Source organism: Sorangium sp. So ce834 (assembly GCF_051521425.1).
Lineage (GTDB): Bacteria > Myxococcota_A > Polyangia > Polyangiales > Polyangiaceae > Sorangium > Sorangium cellulosum_D.
The window spans coordinates 10,559,102-10,578,790 of sequence record NZ_CP150351.1 but is presented as its reverse complement, the minus strand read 5'-3'; the positions used below and the strand labels follow the sequence as shown (position 1 = coordinate 10,578,790).

The window sequence follows — 19,689 nt, the reverse complement described above, 5'->3', positions numbered from 1 at the left end:
CGCTCCGGCGTTGAGTTCCGCTCCCGCCTGATCGAGAGTCAGCCCATGGCCGACGCAGCCCGGCCGCGCAGGCGGCACCTCGCCGTGCCCGCGTCTCGCTTCCTCGGCCGTGAACGCGAGCTCGCCGCGATCGCCGAGCTCTTCCGCCGCGGCGAGCGGCTCGTGACCGTCTGGGGGCCGGCCGGCATGGGCAAGACGCGGCTCGCCCTGGAGCTCGCCAGCCGCTGGGACGAGGCGCGGCCGGCCGAGGCCGTGTGGCTCTGCGAGCTCACCGCCTGCCGCGACCTGCGCGCCGTCTGCGGCGCGGTCGCGCGCGCGATCGGCGCGCAGGTCGCGGCCGGGCGCCGGGAAGCGACGCTCGTCGAGCGGATCGGCCGCGCCCTCGCGACCGAGGGGCCGGCGCTCTTCGTGCTCGACAACCTGGAGCACGTGCTCGAGCAGGCAGCGCCCGCCCTCGACGCGTGGGTGCGCGCGGCGCCCGAGGTCCGCTTCCTCGCGACGTCGCGCGAGCGCACCCGCCTGCCCGGGGAGATCGGCTGCGAGCTCGGCCCGCTCGAGCTCCCCGCCGAGGGCTCGGCCGAGCGCAGCGCCGCCGTGGCCCTCTTCCTCGACCGCGCCGCGGCCCACCGCGGCGGCGCGCCGGCCGGCGACGAGCCGCTCGCCGACGTCGCCGCCCTGGTGCGGCGGCTCGAGGGCATCCCGCTCGCGATCGAGCTCGCGGCGGCGCGCGAGGGCGTGCTCGGCGTGCGCGGCCTGCTCGCGCGGCTCGGGAGCCGGCTCGACCTGCTCGCGGGCGCGGCGCGCGGCAGGGAGGCGCGGCAGGCGACGATGCGCAGCGCGATCGAGTGGTCGTGGGACCTCCTCGACGACCGCGAGCGACGGGCGCTCGCCTGCTGCTCGGTGTTCCGGGGGCCGTTCACGCTCGCGGCGGCCGGGGCCGTCCTCGCCGAGCCGGACGCCGCCGCGGTCGACCGGATCGAGGCGCTGCGCGACAAGTCGCTGCTCCGCGCGGCGCCCCCGGGGAGCGACGGGGCGACGCGCTTCGCGCTCTATGAGGCGGTGCGGGAGCTCGCCGCCGAGAAGCTCGCCGAGCGCGGGGAGCGCGGCGCCGCGGCCGAGCGGCACGCGGCGTTCTACCTGGCCGCCGGCGAGGCCGCCGCCGCGGATTTCGAGCGGCGCGGCGCGCTCGACGCGCTCAACCGCATCGCCGGCGACCTGGAGGAGCTGCTCGCCGTCGCCGAGGGCGCGCTCGCAGCGGCGGCGACGCCCCGCGCCGGGGACGGCGCCGCGGTCGAGGACGCGGTCGCCGCCGCAGCGCCGCGCGCCGCGGCCGAGCGCGCGCTGCGGGCGCTCTCCGCCATCGAGCCGGTGCTCAGCACCCGCGGCCCGTTCGGCGCGCAGCTCGAGCTGCTCGACCGCGCGCTCGCCGCGGCCGAGGCGCTCGCGGCCGATCCGGGCGTCGCGGCCCGCGCGCTCGCGGCGCGGGGGCGCGCGCGGCGGCTGCGGGGGCAGGCGGAGGCGGCGCTCGATGACCTCGAGCGCGCCCGGGCGCAGGCGGCGGCGCTCGGCGAAGCGGCGCTCCTCTCCGGGATCCTCGCGGACCTCGGCGTGCTCCACCACGGCCGGCGCGAGATGGAGCGCGCGCGAGACCACTACGAGCAGGCGCTCGCGCTCCACCGCGCCCTCGGCGACCGCCGCGCCGAGGGGCGCGCGCTCGGCAACCTCGGGGCGCTCCACCACGACGAGCGCCGCGAGGCCGAGGCCGCCGCCTACTACGAGCGGGCGATCGCGATCGCGGCGGAGATCGGCGACGGCCGGCAGGAGGGGATCTTCTCGACGAACGCCGGCCTGCTCGAGCAGGAGCGCGGCGCGCCCGCGCTGGCGCGGCGGCGCTACGAGCGCGCGGCCGCGATCCTCGGGGAGGTGGGCGACCTGCGGCTGCTCGCGATCACGCTCGGCAACCTCGGCGCGCTCCACCACGAGGAGGGCCGCCTCGCCGACGCGCGCGCCTGCCACGGCCGCGCCGTGGCGCTGCTCCGCGAGGTCGGGGATCGCCGCTCCGAGGCGATCGCGCTCTGCCGCCTCGGGGCGGCGCTCGCGTCGGTGGGCGAGGTGGGCGAGGCGCGGCGCGCGCTCGAGCCCGCCGAGCGGCTGCTCGCGCAGCTCGGCGACGAGCCCGACGTGGAGCTCGCGCGGGTGGCGTCGGGCTTCGTCGACCTCGCGCTCGCCCAGGCGGCGCGCCGCGCCGGGCAGGGCGACGAGGCCGCGGCGCACGTGGTCGCGGCGCGGCGCAGGATCGCGCGCGCCCGCGAGGGGGCGCCGTCGAGCGCGAGCCGCTCGGACGACGTGCGGTTGCTGCTCCGGATCCTGGAGCGCAGCCTGGCCGCGCTGGGCGGCCTGGCCGAGGCGCGGGCAGGGGCCGAGCGCGAGCTCCTCCTGACCGAGGGGGCGCGCTTCGTCCGCCCGCCGGGCAGCGGCTGGCACGATCTGCGCGAGCGCCACGCGGCGCGGCGCTTGCTCCTCGCGCTGGCCGAGCAGCAGCGGTGTGCGCCGGGTCGGGGGCTCTCCCTCGCGGCGCTGCAGGAGGCGGGGTGGCCGGGCGAGCGGATCTTGCCGGAGGCGGCGGCGAACCGGATCTACGTGGCGATGAACCAGCTGCGGAAGCTCGGGATGAAGCCCTGGCTCCGGAGAGACGCAGAGGGGTACTCGCTGGATCCGGCGCTGCCCGTCCACTACGTCGCGGTGGAGCCGGGCACGAGGGGAGGGGGCGATGCGCGCGGGGGGACGGGCGAGGGCGAGGGCGAAGGCGGGGGCAGGGGCGGGGGGAAGCGGCGGTAGGGGCAGTTGCCGGCTGGACGGCCCCCGGAGAGGGCGATCGTGGGGCGGGGCGGGGTGGGGGCCCCGCCGAACTCGGCAGAGACATGGCGCCGGAGGCGCCATGTCTCTGCCTCAAACATCGGCCCATCCCCCACCCCGCCCCGCCCCACGATCACCCTCTCCGGGGGCCTGCGGATAGCGGTGGGTGACGGCCCGGAGGAGCGCGCGAGTCGCTTTAAGAGAGGATTAAGGGGCGACGCTGCGGCGGGGACATAGCCTGTTCGGCGGAGGTCTCACCATGCGCATCACCACTTCTGCTCTGCTGATCCTCGGCCCTTCGATCATCCTCTCCGGCTGCAGGGAGATCCGTGAGACCGAGCTGGCCGCCAGCTCGAGCGGCAACACGAGCGCTGGATCGTGGGGATCCGGCGGAGGCGCGGGCGGCGACGCCGTGGGGGGCGGGGGCGCGGGGGGGAGCGGGGGATCGCCTCCGGCAGAGGAGGCATGGCACCGGCAGATCTCGGGGCCCGACATGGAGGACGCCATGGCCCTCGCGATCGACTCCGGCGCGAACGTCGTGCTGGCCGGCAGCTCGCGGGGAGCGGCCGACTTCGGCGCGGGCGCGACGCCGCTCGCCGGCTTCGAGGACCTCTTCATCGCCAAGTACGCGGACGACGGCGTCCTGCGCTGGGTACACCGCTTCGGCGGCAGCCTGGTGACGGCCACGGGGATCGCGGTCGACGCAAACGACGGCATCGCCGTCGTCGGCCACATCTCGAGCGGACCGCTCGAGGCCGGCGATCCCTCGCTGGATGAGCCGGAGCGAAACGACATCTTCGTCCTCGCGCTCGACCGGGCCGGCGCCCCGCGCTGGATGCACCGCCTGGGCGGCGCCGGCTTCGATTTCGGAGGCCGTGTGGCCACCGGTCCCGACGATGACATCGTCGTCGCCGCCCAGTCCGAGGGTCGCCTCACGCTCGCCAGGTTCGCCGCCGACGGGACGGCCCGCTTCGCGAGGGACCTGGGACACCTGTCCGGATACGCTTCGTCCTTCGCCCCGATCGGCGGGGTGGCCGTGGACCTGCACGGCGACATCCTCGTCGCCGGGAACTTCTCGGGCGGCGCCGATCTCGGCGGGGGCGCCATCACCGGGCTGAGGGGCGATCAAGCCTGGGTGGCGAAGTACTCGGGGGAGGACGGCGCCCACGTCTGGTCGAGGCACTTCGGCGCGCCCGAGGACCACGGCATGGGCCTCGGCGACAAGGCGCAGACCCTGCTCGTGGACGAGCGCGGCGACGTGCTGATCGCCGGCCAGTTCGCGGTGGGCGCCGATCTCGGGGAGGGGCCGATCGGCGAACCGGGCGGCGCGTTCCTCGCGAAGCTCGCCGGCGAGGACGGCGCGGTCCGATGGGCGAAGCCGCTCCCGGCCGCCGGCGTCGTCTCGACCAGCCTCTCGCTCACCCCCGACGGGCGGATCGCGCTCATCGCCTCGCTCAGGGCGCCCTTCGACCTCGGCGGCGGCACGGTGGACGAGCGGGGAAGCTACATCGCCACCTACGAGCCAGGCACTGGCGCGTTCGTCGCGCAGCGGCGGATCGTCGAGGTCGGCACGATGATCTGCGACACGCAAAACGGGTTCTTCGGCATGGGCGCCTCCGCGATCGACGCGAAAGGGAACCTCGCGATCGTGACGAGCTTCTACGAAGAAGCGCAGACCGGCTTCGGCGCCCTGAAGAGCGAAGGCTGGGGCGACATCCTCCTCGCGCACCTTCCGCTCTGAGGCGGACGGCGGTCATCAAGCTTCCTCCGTCCCCCCATCACCCGTTCCCCGTCTCCCGTCCTCCGTCTCCCGTCTTCGTGCTCGTGCTCGACTTCGCCCCCGTATTCCGTGCTCGCCCCCCTCTCACCTTCCGCTCATCCTCTCCCCCCTCCCTCCCACCCATCTCTTCTCCTCCTCCTCCCGCCTCCCTCCTCTCCGCCGCCTCATGCGCCAGCGCCCCCGCATGGATGGCCCTCACCTCGTCGATCGTGCTGGCCTCCCCCGCCGCCTTGTCAGGCCGGTACCGCTTCACCCGCGCGAACCGCAGCGCGACCCCCCCCGGGTACTGCGGGCTCGCCTGCACGCCGTCGAACGCAATCTCGACGACGACCTCCGGCCGCACATACACCGTGTACGCGTCGCGCGCGATCTCGAGCTCGAGGAACCGCTGCGTCTGCCATGCGAGCATCTCGTCGGTCATGCCCTTGAACGTCTTGCCCAGCATGACGAACCCGCCGGCGCCGGGATCGCGCGCGCCGAGGTGCAGGTTGCTGAGCAGCCCCCGGCGCCTGCCGCTGCCCCACTCGACCGCGAGCACGACGAGGTCGAGGGTGTGCGCCCGCTTCACCTTGAGCCACGAGCTGCCGCGCCGGCCGGCCTCGTAGGGCGCGGCGAGCGACTTCGCCATCACCCCCTCGTGGCCGCGGGCGAGGGCGTCGGCGAAGAACGCCTCGGCCTCGGCCCCCGTCGGCAGCTCGATGCGCGGGACGCGCAGCGACCGATCGAGCGCCTGCCGGAGCGCGGAGGCGCGCTCGCTGCCGGACCGATCGAGCAGGTCCTCGCCGTCGAGGTGCAGCACGTCGAAGAACAGGGCGCGCAGCGGCAGCTCGGCGCGCAGCGCGGCCACGTCGAGCGTGCGGCCGAAGCGGCGCATCGTGACCTGGAACGGGTGGGGCGCCCCGTCCGCGCGGAAGGCGATCGCCTCGCCGTCGAGCACGATCGAGCGGACCGGGAGCGCACGCACCGCCTCGACGACCTCCGGGACCGCCTTGGTGACGGAGTTCAGGCTGCGGCTGAAGACGCGCACCTCGTCGCCGGCCTTGTGCACCTGCACGCGCGCGCCGTCGAGCTTCCACTCCAGCGCCGCCGCGCGGAGCTCGCCGAGCGCCGAGGCGACGTCGTCCGCCCCCTGCGCCAGCATCGGCTGCACCGGGCGGAGCAGCTGCAGCGAGAAGCGCTGGAGGCCGGGCGCCCCCTCGAGCAGCGCGGCCTTGGCCACCTCGGCCGCGTCGCCGGCGAGCATGACCGCGCGCCGCAGCGAGGCCGGCGGCAGCCCCGCGGCGCGCGCCACCGCCTCGATCATGACCGCCTCGAGCGCCCCCTGGCGGAGCTCGCCGACGAGGAGCCGCGCGAAGAAGTCGCGCTCGAGCTCGGTGGCGCGCGCGAAGAGCCCGCCGAGCGCCGCGCGGCGCTGCGCCGCCGACCCCGAGCCCGAGGTGCGCGCGATCTCCGTGAACACCGCGTCGGCCTCCCCCAGGGTGAGCGCGGGCTCGACGGCGGACGGACCAGCGCGGCGGGCCTCGGTGACCATCGCAGGCCCGAGCCCGATCCGGCCCTGACGCAGCCGCCCGGCCAGCCAGTCGACGCCGATCCGCACCTCCTCGGGCGAGAGCCGGCGCAGGAGATCGGCGAGCGCACCGATCTTTTCGAGACGGCTGGAGGTCGTGGCGACACGATCGGAAGTGGCGACGAGATCGGAAACGAGCACGCAGGTATCCTACCGTGGCACCTCGAGGGCGCACGCTCGGGGTCCTAGGATGAGGCCGCCGCGGTGTGTCCTTTGCTACCGAGCGCTACCGAGCGCTACCGAGCGCTACCGAGCCGAGGAACTCCGCAGGATCAGACCTGACCCACAGGCGCCAAGAGCTCTCCGCATGGGCTGAGAGGGAGCCTACCAAAGGGTGTAAGGCCGCGGGACAGAAAAGCGCTCTTTCGTGCCCGATTCGCGGCCGTTCTCCTTTGCAGCCACTTACGGAGAATGGTGGCGAATTATCAGACTATCTCGGGCGGCTCGAACGACGACAGACACCTGAGCTGACGGCGGCGCCGGCGCCGCCGCGCGCGGGGCGCTCGACCCGAGCACGCGAGCCGACGGTGCTGTCGCGCAACGATTCAGCACGGAGACACGTAAGCAGGGAGGGCAACGAACGTAAGCCGGAACGCAGACCGGAGGCTGCGGTCCCGCCGGGGACCAGGCAATGGGGGCCTTCGCGCGGCTCTCGAGCGCCTTGCCGTACAAGTGACAAGAAGCATCTCCTTCTCCGTCGTGAGGTGGACCTTCTCGGTGCCCATGAGTGCCTCCGTTCCTCCGGTGACCGCGCCGTGAGCCGGCGAAGGTGCTGCCCACCTTTCAAAGATCCGGTGTGCCGCTCGTGGCGAGTCGTCGGGCGCGAAGCGCGCGACGCGCCAGCGCCGCCCCGCGGACGGCCGCGCGGAGCAGCCCCGCGACTCCCGAGCACGCCGCGAGCGGGGCCCGCGAGACGGCCCGGCCGCGTCCGCCCTCCGACGGCGCGATCGCTCCGTTTAGTTGACCTCCGCCGCCGGCCTTGATACCGGGTTGGGCGTCAGCGCGCCGTGGGCAGGTGAACACGGCGGGCGGGCGCAGTTTTCCTCAACCACAGCTCAGGAATACCGCCCTCCGCTGCAAGGCCGCCGATTTTGGGGCCTTGAAAGCAGCTGGCTTGGTTTTTGCGCGGCACCTCTCCGGCAGTTTGACTGGAACGGGAGGCGCTGGCGTGGCGTTGGTGTCCTCACGAGAAGGCGACGGAGGTTCTTCGATGGTGGAGCGGCAAGTCCGGAGGCGGGTCGGCGTCGTGATGGGCGGCTCGTCGGGCGAGCGCGAGGTGTCCCTGCGCTCGGGCGCGGCCGTCGCCGAGGCGCTCGAGGCGCGCGGGTACGATGTCGTCCGGATCACGCTCGGGGATCGGTTCGGCACGGAGCTCTGCGCCACCCTGCAGCGCGCGCGGCTCGACGCGGCGTTCCTGGCCCTGCACGGGCGGCTCGGGGAGGACGGGTGCGTGCAAGGCGTCCTGGAGCTCGCCCAGATCCCGTACACCGGGTCCAGCGTGCTCGCGAGCGCCCTCGCGATGGACAAGCTCAAGGCCAAGGAGATGTTCCGGCTGCACAACGTGCCGACGCCTCCCTACTACACTGTGGGTGCGCACCAGGACCTCGATGAGCTCGAGGCGATCCACGGCTCGTTCGGGTTCCCGGTCATCGTCAAGCCGCGCGGCGAGGGGTCGAGCCTCGGGGTGACCAAGGCCGGGTCGCTCGAGGAGCTCCGGTCGGCGATCGCCCTGGCGTTCGAGTTCGACGACGCCGCCATCGTGGAGCGGTTCGTGGCGGGGACCGAGGTCAACGTGGGGATCCTGGACGGGAAGGTCCTTGGCGCGATCGAGATCGTCCCGAAGAAGGGACTTTACGACTACGAGGCCAAGTACACGCCGGGGATGACCGAATATCACATGCCGGCGCGCCTCCCGCCGACCCGGTACCGCGGGGTCCTGAACCTGGCGGAGCGGGCGGCCCAGGCGCTCGGGTGCACCGGCGCGGTGCGCGTGGATCTGCTCGTGACCGGCGGAGAGAACGAGTACGTGCTCGAGGTGAACACCCTGCCGGGCATGACGCAGACGAGCCTCCTGCCGAAGATCGCGGCGGCCGCAGGCTACGAGTTCGGCGACCTGTGCGAGGCCATCCTGGCGAGCGCCCGGCTGCACCAGCCGACGCGGCGCCGCGCGCCCGCCGCGTCGGAGCTCCGGCTGAGCGAGCGGGGACAGGCCGAGAAGCGGCTGCGGCTCGTGAAATCGGCGATCTGACGGCGGACGCCCCCGCGGGGGGCTGAAGGCGGGCGCCCGCGCGGGGCGCCCGGCAGCATCTGGCACCGACCTCATGCCATTGCCCTCAGGGGCAGATCAGCGCGACGTCTGAACCGTAGGTCCGGGGGCAGGGGACCGCATCGCGTGTGGACCGCGGCCCGGGCGCCGCCGCCGCGTGGCGGCCAGGGCCACGGCGAGCAGCCAGGACGCGGCCGAGCCGAGGGGGCCAGGGCCGGCGTCGGGCGCCGCGGCGCAGCCGTTTCCGTGCAGGTGCGGCGGGCCGCTCCCCTCCGGGGTGGGCCTGGGCGGCGCGCCGCCGTCGCCGCTGGAGCCGCCGTCGCTGGAGCCGCCGGCGCCGCTGCTGGAGCCGCCGGCGCCGGTCGACGCGGCGGCGCCATCGCCGCCGGAGCCGCCGTCGCCCCCCGCGCCGCCGTCGCCGGAGCCGTCCGCGAGCAAGCAGCCCCCGGCGATGCACTCGCCGCCCGGACAGGGCGCGCGGTCGAGCTTGTAGCGCTGTCCGCAGTTGCCGGTGGCCCGCTCGCAGACGGCCACCCGGCAGACGGCGGGGTCGGGCTGCGGGCAGACGAAGGGATTGCCGCCGATGCAGGCGCCGTTCTGGCAAGTATCGGTCTGCGTGCAGGCGTTGCCGTCGTCGCAGGGGCTGCCGTCGGCCTTGCGCGGGCTCGCGCAATCGCAGGCGTCGCCGATCCCGTCGCCGTTGGCGTCGGCCTGGTTGGGGTTCGGGATGAGGGGGCAGTTGTCCGCCGCGTCGGGATGGCCGTCGGCGTCGTCGTCGTCGTCGCAGGCGTCGCCGAGAGGGTCGCCCGCGGACAGGCCACCATCGGTGTTGGCCTGGGACGTGTTCGGGACCTCAGGGCAGTTGTCCTCGTGGTCGGCGACCCCGTCACCGTCGCTGTCGCGCGCGCAGACGCCGGCTTGGCACAGGCCGCTGAGGCACTCCTTCGGGAGCGCGCACGCGGCGCCGTCGCGCTTCTTCGGCAGGCAGTCGCCGCCGGTCGCCGCGCAGTAGGCGGCCTCGGCGCACTGGGTGTCGAAGGTGCAGCCCGCGAGACAGGCGCCCGAGACGCAGCGGTAATCGCCGCAGGACCGGGTGTCGCTCTTGGCGCAGACGCCGAGCCCGTCGCAGAGGGGGGCTTCGACGACCTCGGTGGCGCCGTTGCACGAGGCCGCGCCGCAACGGGTGCCCTGCGCCTGCAGCTGGCAGGCGCCGCGGCCGTCGCAGAAGCCGGTGGCGCCGCAGGTGGTGACCGGCGCCGCGGCGCAGTCGCCGTCCGGATCGGCGCCGGCCTGGACGGGCCCGCACTTGCCGTCGGGGCCGTCGCCCTTCTTCGCGGCGGAGCAGGCCATGCAGGCGCCCGCGCAAGGGGCGTCGCAGCAGACGCCGTCGACGCAGGAGTCGCCGGCGCAGTCCGCGTCGGCGTCGCACGGAGCGCCGGGGAGGGCGGGGGAGTAGATCTCGGCGCTGGCGAGGATGCCGCCGGGGCCCTCACCGCCGGTGACCAGGATCTTGCCTTGGCGCAGCAGGGTCGCTGTGTGGCCAAATCGCTCGGAGTACATCGTCCCTGCCGGAGACCAGCTGTCCGTGGTCCGGTCGTAGACCTCAGCGCTCGCGCCGCTGAGGCCCTGGGTTACGGCCTTGCCCGCGACCAGGACCCGCCCGTCCAGGAGCCGCGTTGCCGTGTGCAGGTATCGCCTGGTGCTCATGGGAGCCCGCGCCGTCCAGCGATGGGTCGCCGGGTCGTACACCTCCGCGCTCGAGAGGTCGACGTACTCGGCCCCGTAGCCGCCGGCGACCAGGACTTGCCCGTTGTCGAGCAGCGTCGCCGTGTGGTGATAGCGCGCGGCGATCATCGGTTCTGCCGCCGCCCAGGTGCCCGTCGTGGGGTCGAAGATCTCCGCGCTCGCGCTGGAGATGTAGTCGGTCCCGTAGCCGCCCGCGACAAGGACCCGCCCGTCGTCGAGGAGCGTTGCCGTGTGCTGGTTGCGCGCGGCGTTCATCGGTGCTGCCGCCGTCCAGGTGCCCGCCGTGGGGTCGAAGATCTCCGTGCTCGCGATGGGGATGTAGTCGGCCCCGTAGCCGCCCGCGACAAGGACCCGCCCGTCGTCGAGGAGCGTCGCCGTGTGCTCGGAGCGCGCGGTGAGCATCGGCGCTGCCACCGTCCAGGTGCGCGCGTTGGGGGCGAAGACCTCCGCGTGCGCGATTGGGACGTAGCTGGACCCTTCGCCGCCCGCGACCAGGACCCGCCCGTCGTCGAGGAGCGTCGCCGTGTGCTCGTGGCGCGCGGCGAGCATCGGTGCTTCCTCCGTCCAGGTGCGCGTGATGGGGTCGAAGATCTCCGCGCTCGGGATTGGGGTGTGGTCGATCCCGTAGCCGCCGGCGGCCAGGACCCGCCCATCGGCCAGCAGCGTTGCCGTATGCCGGTTGTGCGAGCGGATCATCGGCGCTGCTTCCGACCACGGGCTCGCGCCCGACGGGTCGTAGACCTCGGCGTTCGCATCACCGCCCTGATTGCCGCCCGCCACGAGCACTCCGCCGCCCGGGAGCAGCGTCGCGGTATGACCGCTGCGGCCCACGGCCATCGCCGGCACATTCGACCACGACCCCGCCGTCGGATTGTAGATCTCCGCGTTCGCCAGGTACCCGGACCACTCGGACTCGCCCATGACCGTGGAGCCGCCCGCGACGAGGACCCGCCCGTCCACCAGCAACGTCGCCGTGTGCTGAGAGCGCCCGAAGCTCATCGGCGCCGTCAGCGCCCAGCTGCCGCTCACCGGATCGTAGATCTCCGCGCTCGCGAACTCGCCCTCTCTCGCCTCCTCTTCTTCCTCTCCCCAGTAGATTTCGGCGCCGCCCGTGACCAGGACCCGCCCGTCATCGAGCAGCGTCGCCGCGTGCCCTTGACGCCCTGCGCTCATCGGTTGCACCGGCGTCCAGCTGTTCGCCGCCGGGTCGTACAGCTCCGCGCTCTCCACCGCGTCCAAGCCGTCGTAGCCGCCCGTGACCAGGACCCGCCCGTTGCCGAGCAGCGTCGCCGTGTGCCCGTAGCGTCCGGTGCTCATGGGCGCCGCCGCGGTCCAGGTGCCCTCCCGTGGGTCGTACAGCTCCGCGCTCGCGAGATGGATGCCGTCTCTCCAGCCGCCCACGACGAGGATCAACCCGCTGTCGAGCCGCGTCGCCGTGGGGCCCTCGCGCGCGTCGCTCATCGGCCGCGCCGGTGTCCAGCGGTCCTCCGCCGGGTCGTACAGCTCGGCGCTCGCCAGCGTGCCCGAGCCGTCGGAGCCGCCCACGACAAGGACTCGCCCGCTGTCCAGCAGCAGGGCGGCGTGATCCTGGCGCCGGCTGCTCATCGGCTGCGCCGCCGCCCAGCCGTCGTCCGCCGGGTCGTACAGCTCGGCGCTCGCGAGATAGCCGTCGCCGCCCCTGCCGCCCGCGACCAGCACCCGCCCGTCGTCGCCGCCGAGCCGCGTCGCCGTATGCCCCCCGTCCCGCCTCTCGGCCATCGCCCCGACCGGGCGCCACAGCGGATCCACGAGCAGGAGCTCCCCCGACGCCTCGGTCAGCAGCGCGATCTCCGCCCCGCGCGCCTCGAGGCGCACCGCGACCGGTCGCCCGCCCTCCGCGAACGCTCGCGGCGCGGTGACGCGCAGCCGCGGCACCCCCGCCGCGTCCACCACCTCGACGGCCTCGCCGCGCTGCCGCAGCGCCGCGCCGTCCACCTCCCAGACGGCCGCGGGCGCGCCGGCCGGCGCGGCGCCGGGCTCCACGGTGAGCCATTCCTCGATGCCGCCGGCGGCCGCCCGCCAGAACGACGCGCCGCCAGCGCGGCCGTAGATCACCGCGCCGTCCACGATCGCCCCCGGGCCGGAGGCGCCGGTCTCCCGCACCCGCACCTCGAAGCCGCCCGGGCCCGAGAGCCGCACCCAGCCGCCGCCGTCGCGCGGCAGCTCGGCCTGGAGCCGTGGCCCGCGCCCGGCCGGGCCAGCCGCGCCCAGCGCGAAGCCTCCGTCCCTCACCGACGGCGCGTCGAGCGCGCTGCCGCCCAGCACCTCGGCGGCCTGCGCAGGGAACCGCTGCTGCACCTGCGCTGCCGCTGCGGCGGCGCGGTCGCGCCCCCCCGCACAGCCGAGCGCGCTCATCCACCCCGCAACAGCCAGCACCAGGACGACCACGGCCAGCACGCGAAAAGCCCACCCAGCTCGCATGCCAGCGAATGTCTCACGCCGGCCCGCCAGCCACAACGGCGCCGCGAGCGCCCCACCGCCCGAGCCCCGAGGCGCGCGCCGCTCACCCCCGAACGGCGCGGCACGCGCGGCTCACACGAGCGATGTGCAGATGCCGATCTTGGGATGATAGACGCCGACTCTGCGCTTCCCCCTCGTCGTCTCCGGCGTCACGAGCACCACCATGCTCTTGAGGAGCGGCGCGTCCGCGCGAATCCGCACGTGCTGGCCGGCGACGACGACGTGCCAGACGTTCACCGTCCCGAACCTCGTCACGACGACGCCCTCGTAGATCTGCGCGGCCGACGGCGCGCCGCGCAGCGCCAGGCGGCAGGCGGTGTAGCTGCCCAGCACCTGATACAGGAGCACGAACGGCATGACCGCGAAGGAGAAGGCGAGCAGCATCGCGACGAGATCGATGTGCCGGTAGAGCGAGCCGACCCCGAGGAGCCCCGCCCAGACGAGCAACGCGTAGCCCACGCCAGCCAGCTGGTGCCGGGCGTGCCGCAGCGCCGCCCAGGGGCGCGGGGGCGGCTCGCGGAGCTCCTCGGGCAGCTGGATCGCGTGGAGTGACTGCATCGTGCGGCTTCGGCATACTCGCGACGGCTGCGGAGCTCAATCGGACAGCGCGGGCGCGGCGCATTCCTCAGGTCCTTCGCCGCCCGCCGCCCGCCGCCGCGGGGCAGCCCGCCGGCCGCGAGCGCCGCTCCTCGGATCCCCGCGCCTCGCCGAGCTCGCCGGATCCCCGCGTCTCGCCGATGCGCTCTGGCAATCGCGCGCGGTTCGGCCAGGATCGACGGACCATGACCTCCCTGCGCAACCGCAAGATCGTCCTCGCCGCCCGGCCGGTCGGCGAGCCCAAGCCGTCCGATTTCAAGCTGATCGAGGAAGAGCTCGCCGAGCCCGGCGAGGGCCGCGCGCTGCTGCGCACGCTCTATCTGTCGCTGGACCCGTACATGCGCGGCCGCATGAGCGCCGGCCCGTCGTACGCGCCGCCGGTCGAGATCGGCGACGTGATGGTCGGGGGCACCGTGAGCGAGGTGCTGCGGTCGAGCGTCGACGGCCTGTCGCCGGGAGACCTCGTCGAGGGGCGGACCGGTTGGCAAGCGTACGCGGTCGCCGATGGGAGCGGCCTGCGCAAGGTGGATCCAGCGCTCGGCCCGATCTCGACGGCGCTCGGGGTGCTGGGCATGCCGGGGATGACGGCCTACACCGGGCTGCTCAACCTCGGCCAGCCGAAGCCGGGCGAGACGGTGGTGGTCGCGGCGGCCTCCGGGGCGGTGGGCTCGGTCGTGGGGCAGATCGCGAAGATCAAGGGCTGCCGCGCGGTCGGCGTCGCCGGCGGGCAGCGCAAGTGCGACTACGTGGTGCGCGAGCTCGGCTTCGACGCCTGCGTCGACCACCGCAGCCCCGACATGGCAGCGCGCCTGAAGGAGGCCTGCCCGGGCGGGATCGACGTGTATTTCGAGAACGTCGGCGGCGCCGTGTTCGAGGCGGTGCTGCCGCTCCTGAACCCCTTCGCCCGCGTGCCGGTGTGCGGCCTCATCGCGCACTACAACGACACCGCGCCGCCCCCCGGGCCGGATCGCCTTCCGGGCCTGATGAAGCAGGTGCTCGCGAAGCGCCTCTCGCTGCGCGGCTTCATCGTCGGCGACTTCGCCGAGCAGCGCCCCGAGTTCCTCCAGGAGACGAGCCGCTGGATCCGCGAAGGTCGCATCAAGTACCGCGAGGACATCGTCGACGGCCTGGAGAAGGCGCCCGAGGCGCTGATCGGGCTGCTCAAGGGCGAGAACTTCGGCAAGATGCTGGTGCGCGTGGCGTCGTGAGCGGCGCCGGCGCCCTCGCCCGAAGGCCGGGCCGGCGCGGGCGAACCGGCGTGAGCTCGGCCGGCGGAACGCCGGGCCGCCCGCCGGAGCCACGGATCACGGCGCGAGGATCACCGCCCCGCCCGGCGGGATGCTCATCGAGAGCATGCCGGTCTCGGAGACCACCTCGGCCCCACCGCCGAGCGCGTCCGTGAGCCCGGTGCCGGCCGGCAGGCCGAGCGCCTCCGCCACCTCGACCGAGATGCGCTGCGCCGTCGCCGCGCGCGTCAGCGCCACGATCGCGGACCTGCCCCCGGCGAGCCGGCGGCCGAAGACGAGCGTGTCCTCCGTGGCGGTGAGGTTCACGTAGGCGCCGCGGCGGAGCGCGGGGATGCCCCGGCGCGCGGCGCCGAGCTGGCGCACGAAATCGAGCGTCTCCCGCTCGTCCGGCGTGAGCTCCTCCTCCGGACGCCACAGGCTGCGGTTGTTCGGGTCGACGCCGCCCCACTCGCCGTACTCGTCGCCGTAATAGAGCAGCGGCGCGCCGGGGAGGCCCAGCAGCCACGCCATCGCGAGCCGCACGCGGGCATACGGCTCCGGCGACGCCGGGCTCCCCGCGGTGTCCGACCACTGGCGGCCCGGTACATCCCGGCCGTGCGCGATGTCCTGGCCCCGGTAGTCGGCCAGCGTCGCGAACCGGGCGGTGTCGTGGCTGCCGATGTACGGCGTCATGATCGCGCCCTCCGGCCACCGCTTCTGCCCGTCCTCGACCCAGTACGCGGCGTGCAGCATGCCCCGGTCGCCCCAGGCGAACGTGCGGTACGAGACCCCGTGGTAAAGGACGAAATCGAACTGGCCGTCCAGCCCCTGAGGGCCGATGTACCTCGCGATGGTCCCGTAGTTCTCGTCGTTGCACGGCGCGGCGCAGTCGTTCCAGCCCATCGCCGTCTCGCCCATCAGGAAGTAACGGGTGCCGGCCGGCTCGAACGTCTCCCGGACCTCCGCGGCGAGGTTGCGCGTCGCGATCTCCTCGACGTGCTTCACGGCGTCCACCCGGAGCCCGTCGAGATCGAACTCGTCGAGCCAGTAGAGCGCATCCGAGACGAACGCGGCGTTGGCCTCCGGCACCGTGTGGTTCACGTCGGGCAGATAGCCAGCAAACATGCAGTCGAGCGCGTGCGACGTCCAGTCGCAGCCGTCGGTGCCGCAGACGCACCCCGTCCGGAACCAGCCCGGGTGCGACGCGACGTACTCGTGGGCTTCGTGGACGTGGTTCACCACGAAGTCCTGGAGCACGCGGATCCCGTGGCGGTGCGCCTCGGCCACCACCGCGCGCAGCGCCTCGGCCCCGCCGAGCCGCGGATCCACCTCGCGCGCCTTGATGGGCCAGTACCCGTGATATCCGGTCACCTGGTGGACTCCATCGCTCGCCGGGTACGCGCCGGCCGGGTTCTCCTGGAACGGCGTGAGCCAGATGGCCCGCACGCCCAGCGCGTCGAGCGTGCCGTCCTCGATCGATCGCCGCAGCCCCTCGAGATCTCCGCCGGCCCAGTCGCCCCGCGGATCGGCGCCCGGCGTGGCGGGCGCGTTCAGGGCCGGATCGCCGTCGCGGTAACGATCGGTGACGACCATGTAGATGAGCGCGTCTTCCCAGGAGAACGGCTCGGCCTCGACCCAGAAGACGAGCCGGAGCGGCTCGCCGACACGGCCGCTCCGGGTCGCCCCGCGCAGGGTGATCCGGTACTTGCCGTCGTCGAGGCCCCGCACGTCGATCCGCACGTCGCCGCGCTCGTCCACCGAGAGCTCCTGCTCCGTGAGCGGGCGCGCGTCGCCGTCCTGATCCTGCAGCATCGCCTCGAACGCGTCCGCGTCCGGGCCCGCGCCGTCGATGCCGTCCCGGTACGCGAGCCGCGCCTCGAAGGCGCCCTCTCCGGCGGCGGCGCGGGCCACCTGGCTCGAGGCGACCGAGAACGCCGGAAGGCGGCAGTCAGGGACCTTGACGGCGGAGTTCTCGATCCCGTCCACGTACTTGCGGCGTCCTTCGGCCGGGTCGAGCACCCACGCGAGCTCGCCGCCGTATCGATACGTGATCTTGTAGGCGTGCAGCCCGGGCGGCAGATCGACCGTGGCCACGAGCTGCCCCTGTGCGCCGCCCTCGCGGAGCTCCGGGGCGGTGCCGAGATCGAAGCCGTTCCACTCGCCGGGGACGCGGACGTCCGTGGCGCCCGGGGGCGCGTTGAACGCGAACGACGTCGGACAGAGCACATCGCCCTGCCAGGCGGCGCCGCCGCTGCCGCCGGTCCCGCCGCTGCCGCCGGTCCCGCCGCTGCCGCCGGTCCCGCCGCTGCCGCCGGCCTCGCCGCTGCCGCCGAGCCCGCCGCTGCCGTCGGCCGCCCCGCCGCCGCCGGTGCCCTTTCCCTGACCGGCATCGAGCTCCTGATCGTCCCCGCACGCGAGCGGGACGGCGAGGAGCATGGCGGCGTAGACAGCGGACATCACGAAGGCATTGCGGCGGCCCGACATGGCCTCGAGGAGTATCCGATCACGGGAGGCGTGTCAGCGCATGCGTCGCGGAGAATCGCCCCAAACGGAGCGGAGAAAGGCGACGCTCCGCCCATGCTGTCGCGTCGCCAACCGGTGAGGCGCCGGTTCCGCCGGAGCTCCGCCCCGTACTCGGGCGTTCGCCTCGCGCCCCCGGCGAGTCAAGCCGGTGCGCGTCCCTCGGCGGGGGCTTGACGGCTCCGAACCGTTTCGATTTCCTCTCCCGCGGGCGCGAGAGTGCCTCGCGTCCCGGCCGCGAACCGGCCGACGTGGTTCACACCGGCGCTTCCAACAACAAGAGATCCCGTATGACCGATTTGTCTTCCTACCCCATCACACGCAAGTGGCCTGCGCAGCATCCCGATCGCATCCAGCTTTACTCGCTGGCCACGCCCAACGGCGTGAAGGTGTCGATCGCGCTGGAGGAGATGGACCTGCCCTACGAGGCCCACCTTGTCTCCTTCGATACGAACGACCAGCTCTCGCCAGAGTTCCTCTCGCTCAACCCGAACAACAAGATCCCGGCGATCCTCGACCCGCAGGGCCCGGGCGGCAAGCCGCTCGCGCTGTTCGAGTCCGGCGCGATCCTGCTGTATCTGGCGGAGAAGAGCGGGCAGCTGCTGCCGCAGGACGCGGCGCGCCGCTACGAGACGATCCAGTGGGTGATGTTCCAGATGGGCGGCATCGGCCCCATGTTCGGCCAGCTCGGCTTCTTCCACAAGTTCGCCGGCAAGGACTACGAGGACAAGCGGCCGCGCGACCGCTACACCGCGGAGTCGAAGCGGCTGCTGGGCGTCCTCGACCGCCACCTGCGCGGGCGCGCGTGGATGCTGGGCGATGACTACACCATCGCCGACGTCGCGATCTTTCCGTGGGTGCGCAACCTCGTGGGCTTCTACGGCGCGGGGGAGCTGGTGGGATTCGACGGCTTCAAGGAGGTGAAGCGCGTGCTCGACGCCTTCGTCGCGCGGCCGGCGGTGGTGCGCGGGCTGGACGTTCCGTCGCGCAACGGCTGACCGCCGGCCGGCGGGCGGCGCCGGCCGCCGCGCGCCACGACGGCCGCGCCGATCACGAGGCCCGCGATCCAGCCGAACGAGCCCCGAGCGCCGCCGCCGCCGACGACCCGGCACCCGCAGCTCCCATCCTCGCCGGCGCCTCCGTCGTCGCTTCCGCCCGCGCCTCCGCCAACGCCTCCGTTTGCGCCCGTGCCTCCGCCGCTGGCGCCGCTGCCTCCTCCGCTCGCGCCGGCGCCGCCGCTGCCGCTCGCGGCACCGCCGCCGCTGCCGCCCGAGCCTCCCTCGCCGCCGACCTCGTAGGCGCCGATGTCGATCGTGCCGACCGTCGTGCGCCCCGTGGCGCCGGCCGGGTGCACGTAGTGGAACTTGGGGGTCAGATCGATCCCGCCGCCCATCCCCGGCGCCTCGCCCTGATCCACGCAGGGCGAGCCGTCCTGCAGCCGGTAGTCGAACGCGGCCTGGTCGACGAACCTCGGATCTCCCTGGAAGTTCGCCCCGAGGCTCGCGTCCCCCTGGTTCGTCAGCGTTCCCGGCCCGGCGAAGATGTTGTTCCGGACGACCGCTGGGGCCGCGCTCGCGTCGATGTTGAGGAACGTGCCGCCGTTCGGGCGCTCGTTGACGAACGTGTTGTTCACGACGAAGAGCTCGGTGTTCGCGTTCGCCCCGCGCGACTCGAGGCGATACGCCACGATGGAGCCGTTGCCGGTGTTCGGCCCCTGCTGGACGAGGTTGCCGATGATGAACGTCAGGCCGCCGCTCGGGACGTCGATCTCATAGCTGCCAGTGCCGTCCTCCTGCGTGAGGCGGTTGTAGCGCACGTGGTTCTCGAGCGCGCGCGTCTTCAGCAGGTGGCCGGCGTTCGAGGCGTGCGAGTAGTTGTGCTGGAAGATCAGCTTGGCGACGTGGTTGATGTAGAGGTTGTGCGACTGGCCGTCGCCGGCGCCGTTCCTCGCGAACTCGGTGTGCTCGACGAGGATCGTGCTCGCCGCGTTGTCGCCCGCGAGGATGCCGTTCTCGTTGTCGTGGAAGAAGCAGCCGCGGACCGTGAGATTCGCGCCCTCCTGACGGATGCCCGCGCCGTTTTGATCCGGGACCGCGGCGCCCGTGAACTCGATGTTCTCGACGACCGTGTCGTCCCCGGCGATGACCCAGATCGCCTTGCCGCCCGAGCTCTTCCCCGCCGCGTCGATCTTCGCGAGCCCACCGACGCCGCGCAACGTGAGCCCGTCCTTCGACCAGCCGCAGACGTCGCCGGCGTAGCTGCCGGCCGCGTCGATTTCGATCGTGTCGCCGTCGCTCGCCGCCGCGATCGCCTGGCAGGGTGTCGCGTGCGTCTTCCCCGGGCCCACGGTCAACGTCGCCGCCGACGCCGCCTCCGCCGCGAGCGCGCACGGCGCCGCGACGAGGACCGCCCAAAGCTCCTTCGAACCCCTCCGCGTCATCATCGTCAAGACCTCCTGCTCACGCGTCGTCCGCCGCGCGCGCGGCGCCCTGCGCGGCACGCCGAGCTCGCCGACCAGCGCGCGCCTCGCGTTCGTCCGGAGAGCAGTCAGCCGTTCTCCCTGCCAATGAGGGTTCCCACGGGATCGTCCCCAGCCGTTCCAATCTCCAGCCGCCGTAGCACGGGCGCGCTA

At 73.9% G+C, this 19,689-nt stretch carries 8 protein-coding genes and 2 pseudogenes; 5 read left to right on the top strand and 5 right to left on the bottom strand.

The annotated features are described in order from the left end of the window. Positions 1-45 precede the first annotated feature (45 nt). Entirely contained in the window at positions 46-2,838 is a 2,793-nt protein-coding gene (locus tag WMF20_RS38890) for an ATP-binding protein (RefSeq protein ID WP_437606819.1), read from the top strand. Positions 2,839-3,115: 277 nt separating this feature from the next. Then, positions 3,116-4,597, top strand: a complete 1,482-nt coding sequence (locus WMF20_RS38885; RefSeq protein ID WP_437606818.1) for a hypothetical protein — start codon at positions 3,116-3,118, stop codon at positions 4,595-4,597. 217 nt (positions 4,598-4,814) lie between these two features. Here WMF20_RS38885 and WMF20_RS38880 read toward each other — a convergent pair. Beyond that, a pseudogene (locus WMF20_RS38880) lies at positions 4,815-6,344 on the bottom strand (ATP-dependent DNA ligase); the annotation flags it as partial. Positions 6,345-7,413: 1,069 nt separating this feature from the next. Here WMF20_RS38880 and WMF20_RS38875 point away from each other — a divergent pair. Further along, positions 7,414-8,451 carry a D-alanine--D-alanine ligase gene (locus WMF20_RS38875; protein WP_437606817.1) on the top strand — a complete coding sequence of 346 codons (1,038 nt, stop codon included), beginning with the start codon at positions 7,414-7,416 and terminating at the stop codon, positions 8,449-8,451. Positions 8,452-8,547: 96 nt separating this feature from the next. Here the strand turns inward: WMF20_RS38875 and WMF20_RS38870 are convergent, their stop codons facing one another. Together WMF20_RS38870 and WMF20_RS38865 are read right to left on the bottom strand one after the other, a co-directional pair. Further along, complete coding sequence (locus tag WMF20_RS38870) at positions 8,548-12,651, bottom strand: kelch repeat-containing protein (protein WP_437606816.1); 4,104 nt, start codon at positions 12,649-12,651, stop codon at positions 8,548-8,550. Positions 12,652-12,786: 135 nt separating this feature from the next. Beyond that, positions 12,787-13,272: a hypothetical protein gene (locus WMF20_RS38865; RefSeq protein WP_437606815.1), complete on the bottom strand. Its 486-nt coding sequence runs from the start codon at positions 13,270-13,272 to the stop codon at positions 12,787-12,789. A gap of 224 nt (positions 13,273-13,496) precedes the next feature. Between WMF20_RS38865 and WMF20_RS38860 the strand changes: the two genes are divergently transcribed. Then, positions 13,497-14,519: an NADP-dependent oxidoreductase gene (locus WMF20_RS38860; protein ID WP_437606814.1), complete on the top strand. Its 1,023-nt coding sequence runs from the start codon at positions 13,497-13,499 to the stop codon at positions 14,517-14,519. A gap of 96 nt (positions 14,520-14,615) precedes the next feature. On the opposite strand, the gene WMF20_RS38855 is transcribed toward WMF20_RS38860, so the two are convergent. Beyond that, complete coding sequence (locus WMF20_RS38855; RefSeq protein WP_437606813.1) at positions 14,616-16,994, bottom strand: alpha-amylase family glycosyl hydrolase; 2,379 nt, start codon at positions 16,992-16,994, stop codon at positions 14,616-14,618. Between the two features lie 353 nt (positions 16,995-17,347). Between WMF20_RS38855 and WMF20_RS38850 the strand changes: the two genes are divergently transcribed. Beyond that, a complete protein-coding gene (locus WMF20_RS38850; protein ID WP_437617209.1) occupies positions 17,348-18,055 on the top strand; it encodes a glutathione S-transferase N-terminal domain-containing protein in 708 nt (235 codons plus the stop codon). Between the two features lie 791 nt (positions 18,056-18,846). Here the strand turns inward: WMF20_RS38850 and WMF20_RS38845 are convergent. Then, a pseudogene (locus tag WMF20_RS38845) lies at positions 18,847-19,497 on the bottom strand (right-handed parallel beta-helix repeat-containing protein); the annotation flags it as partial. Between the last annotated feature and the right edge of the window lie 192 nt (positions 19,498-19,689).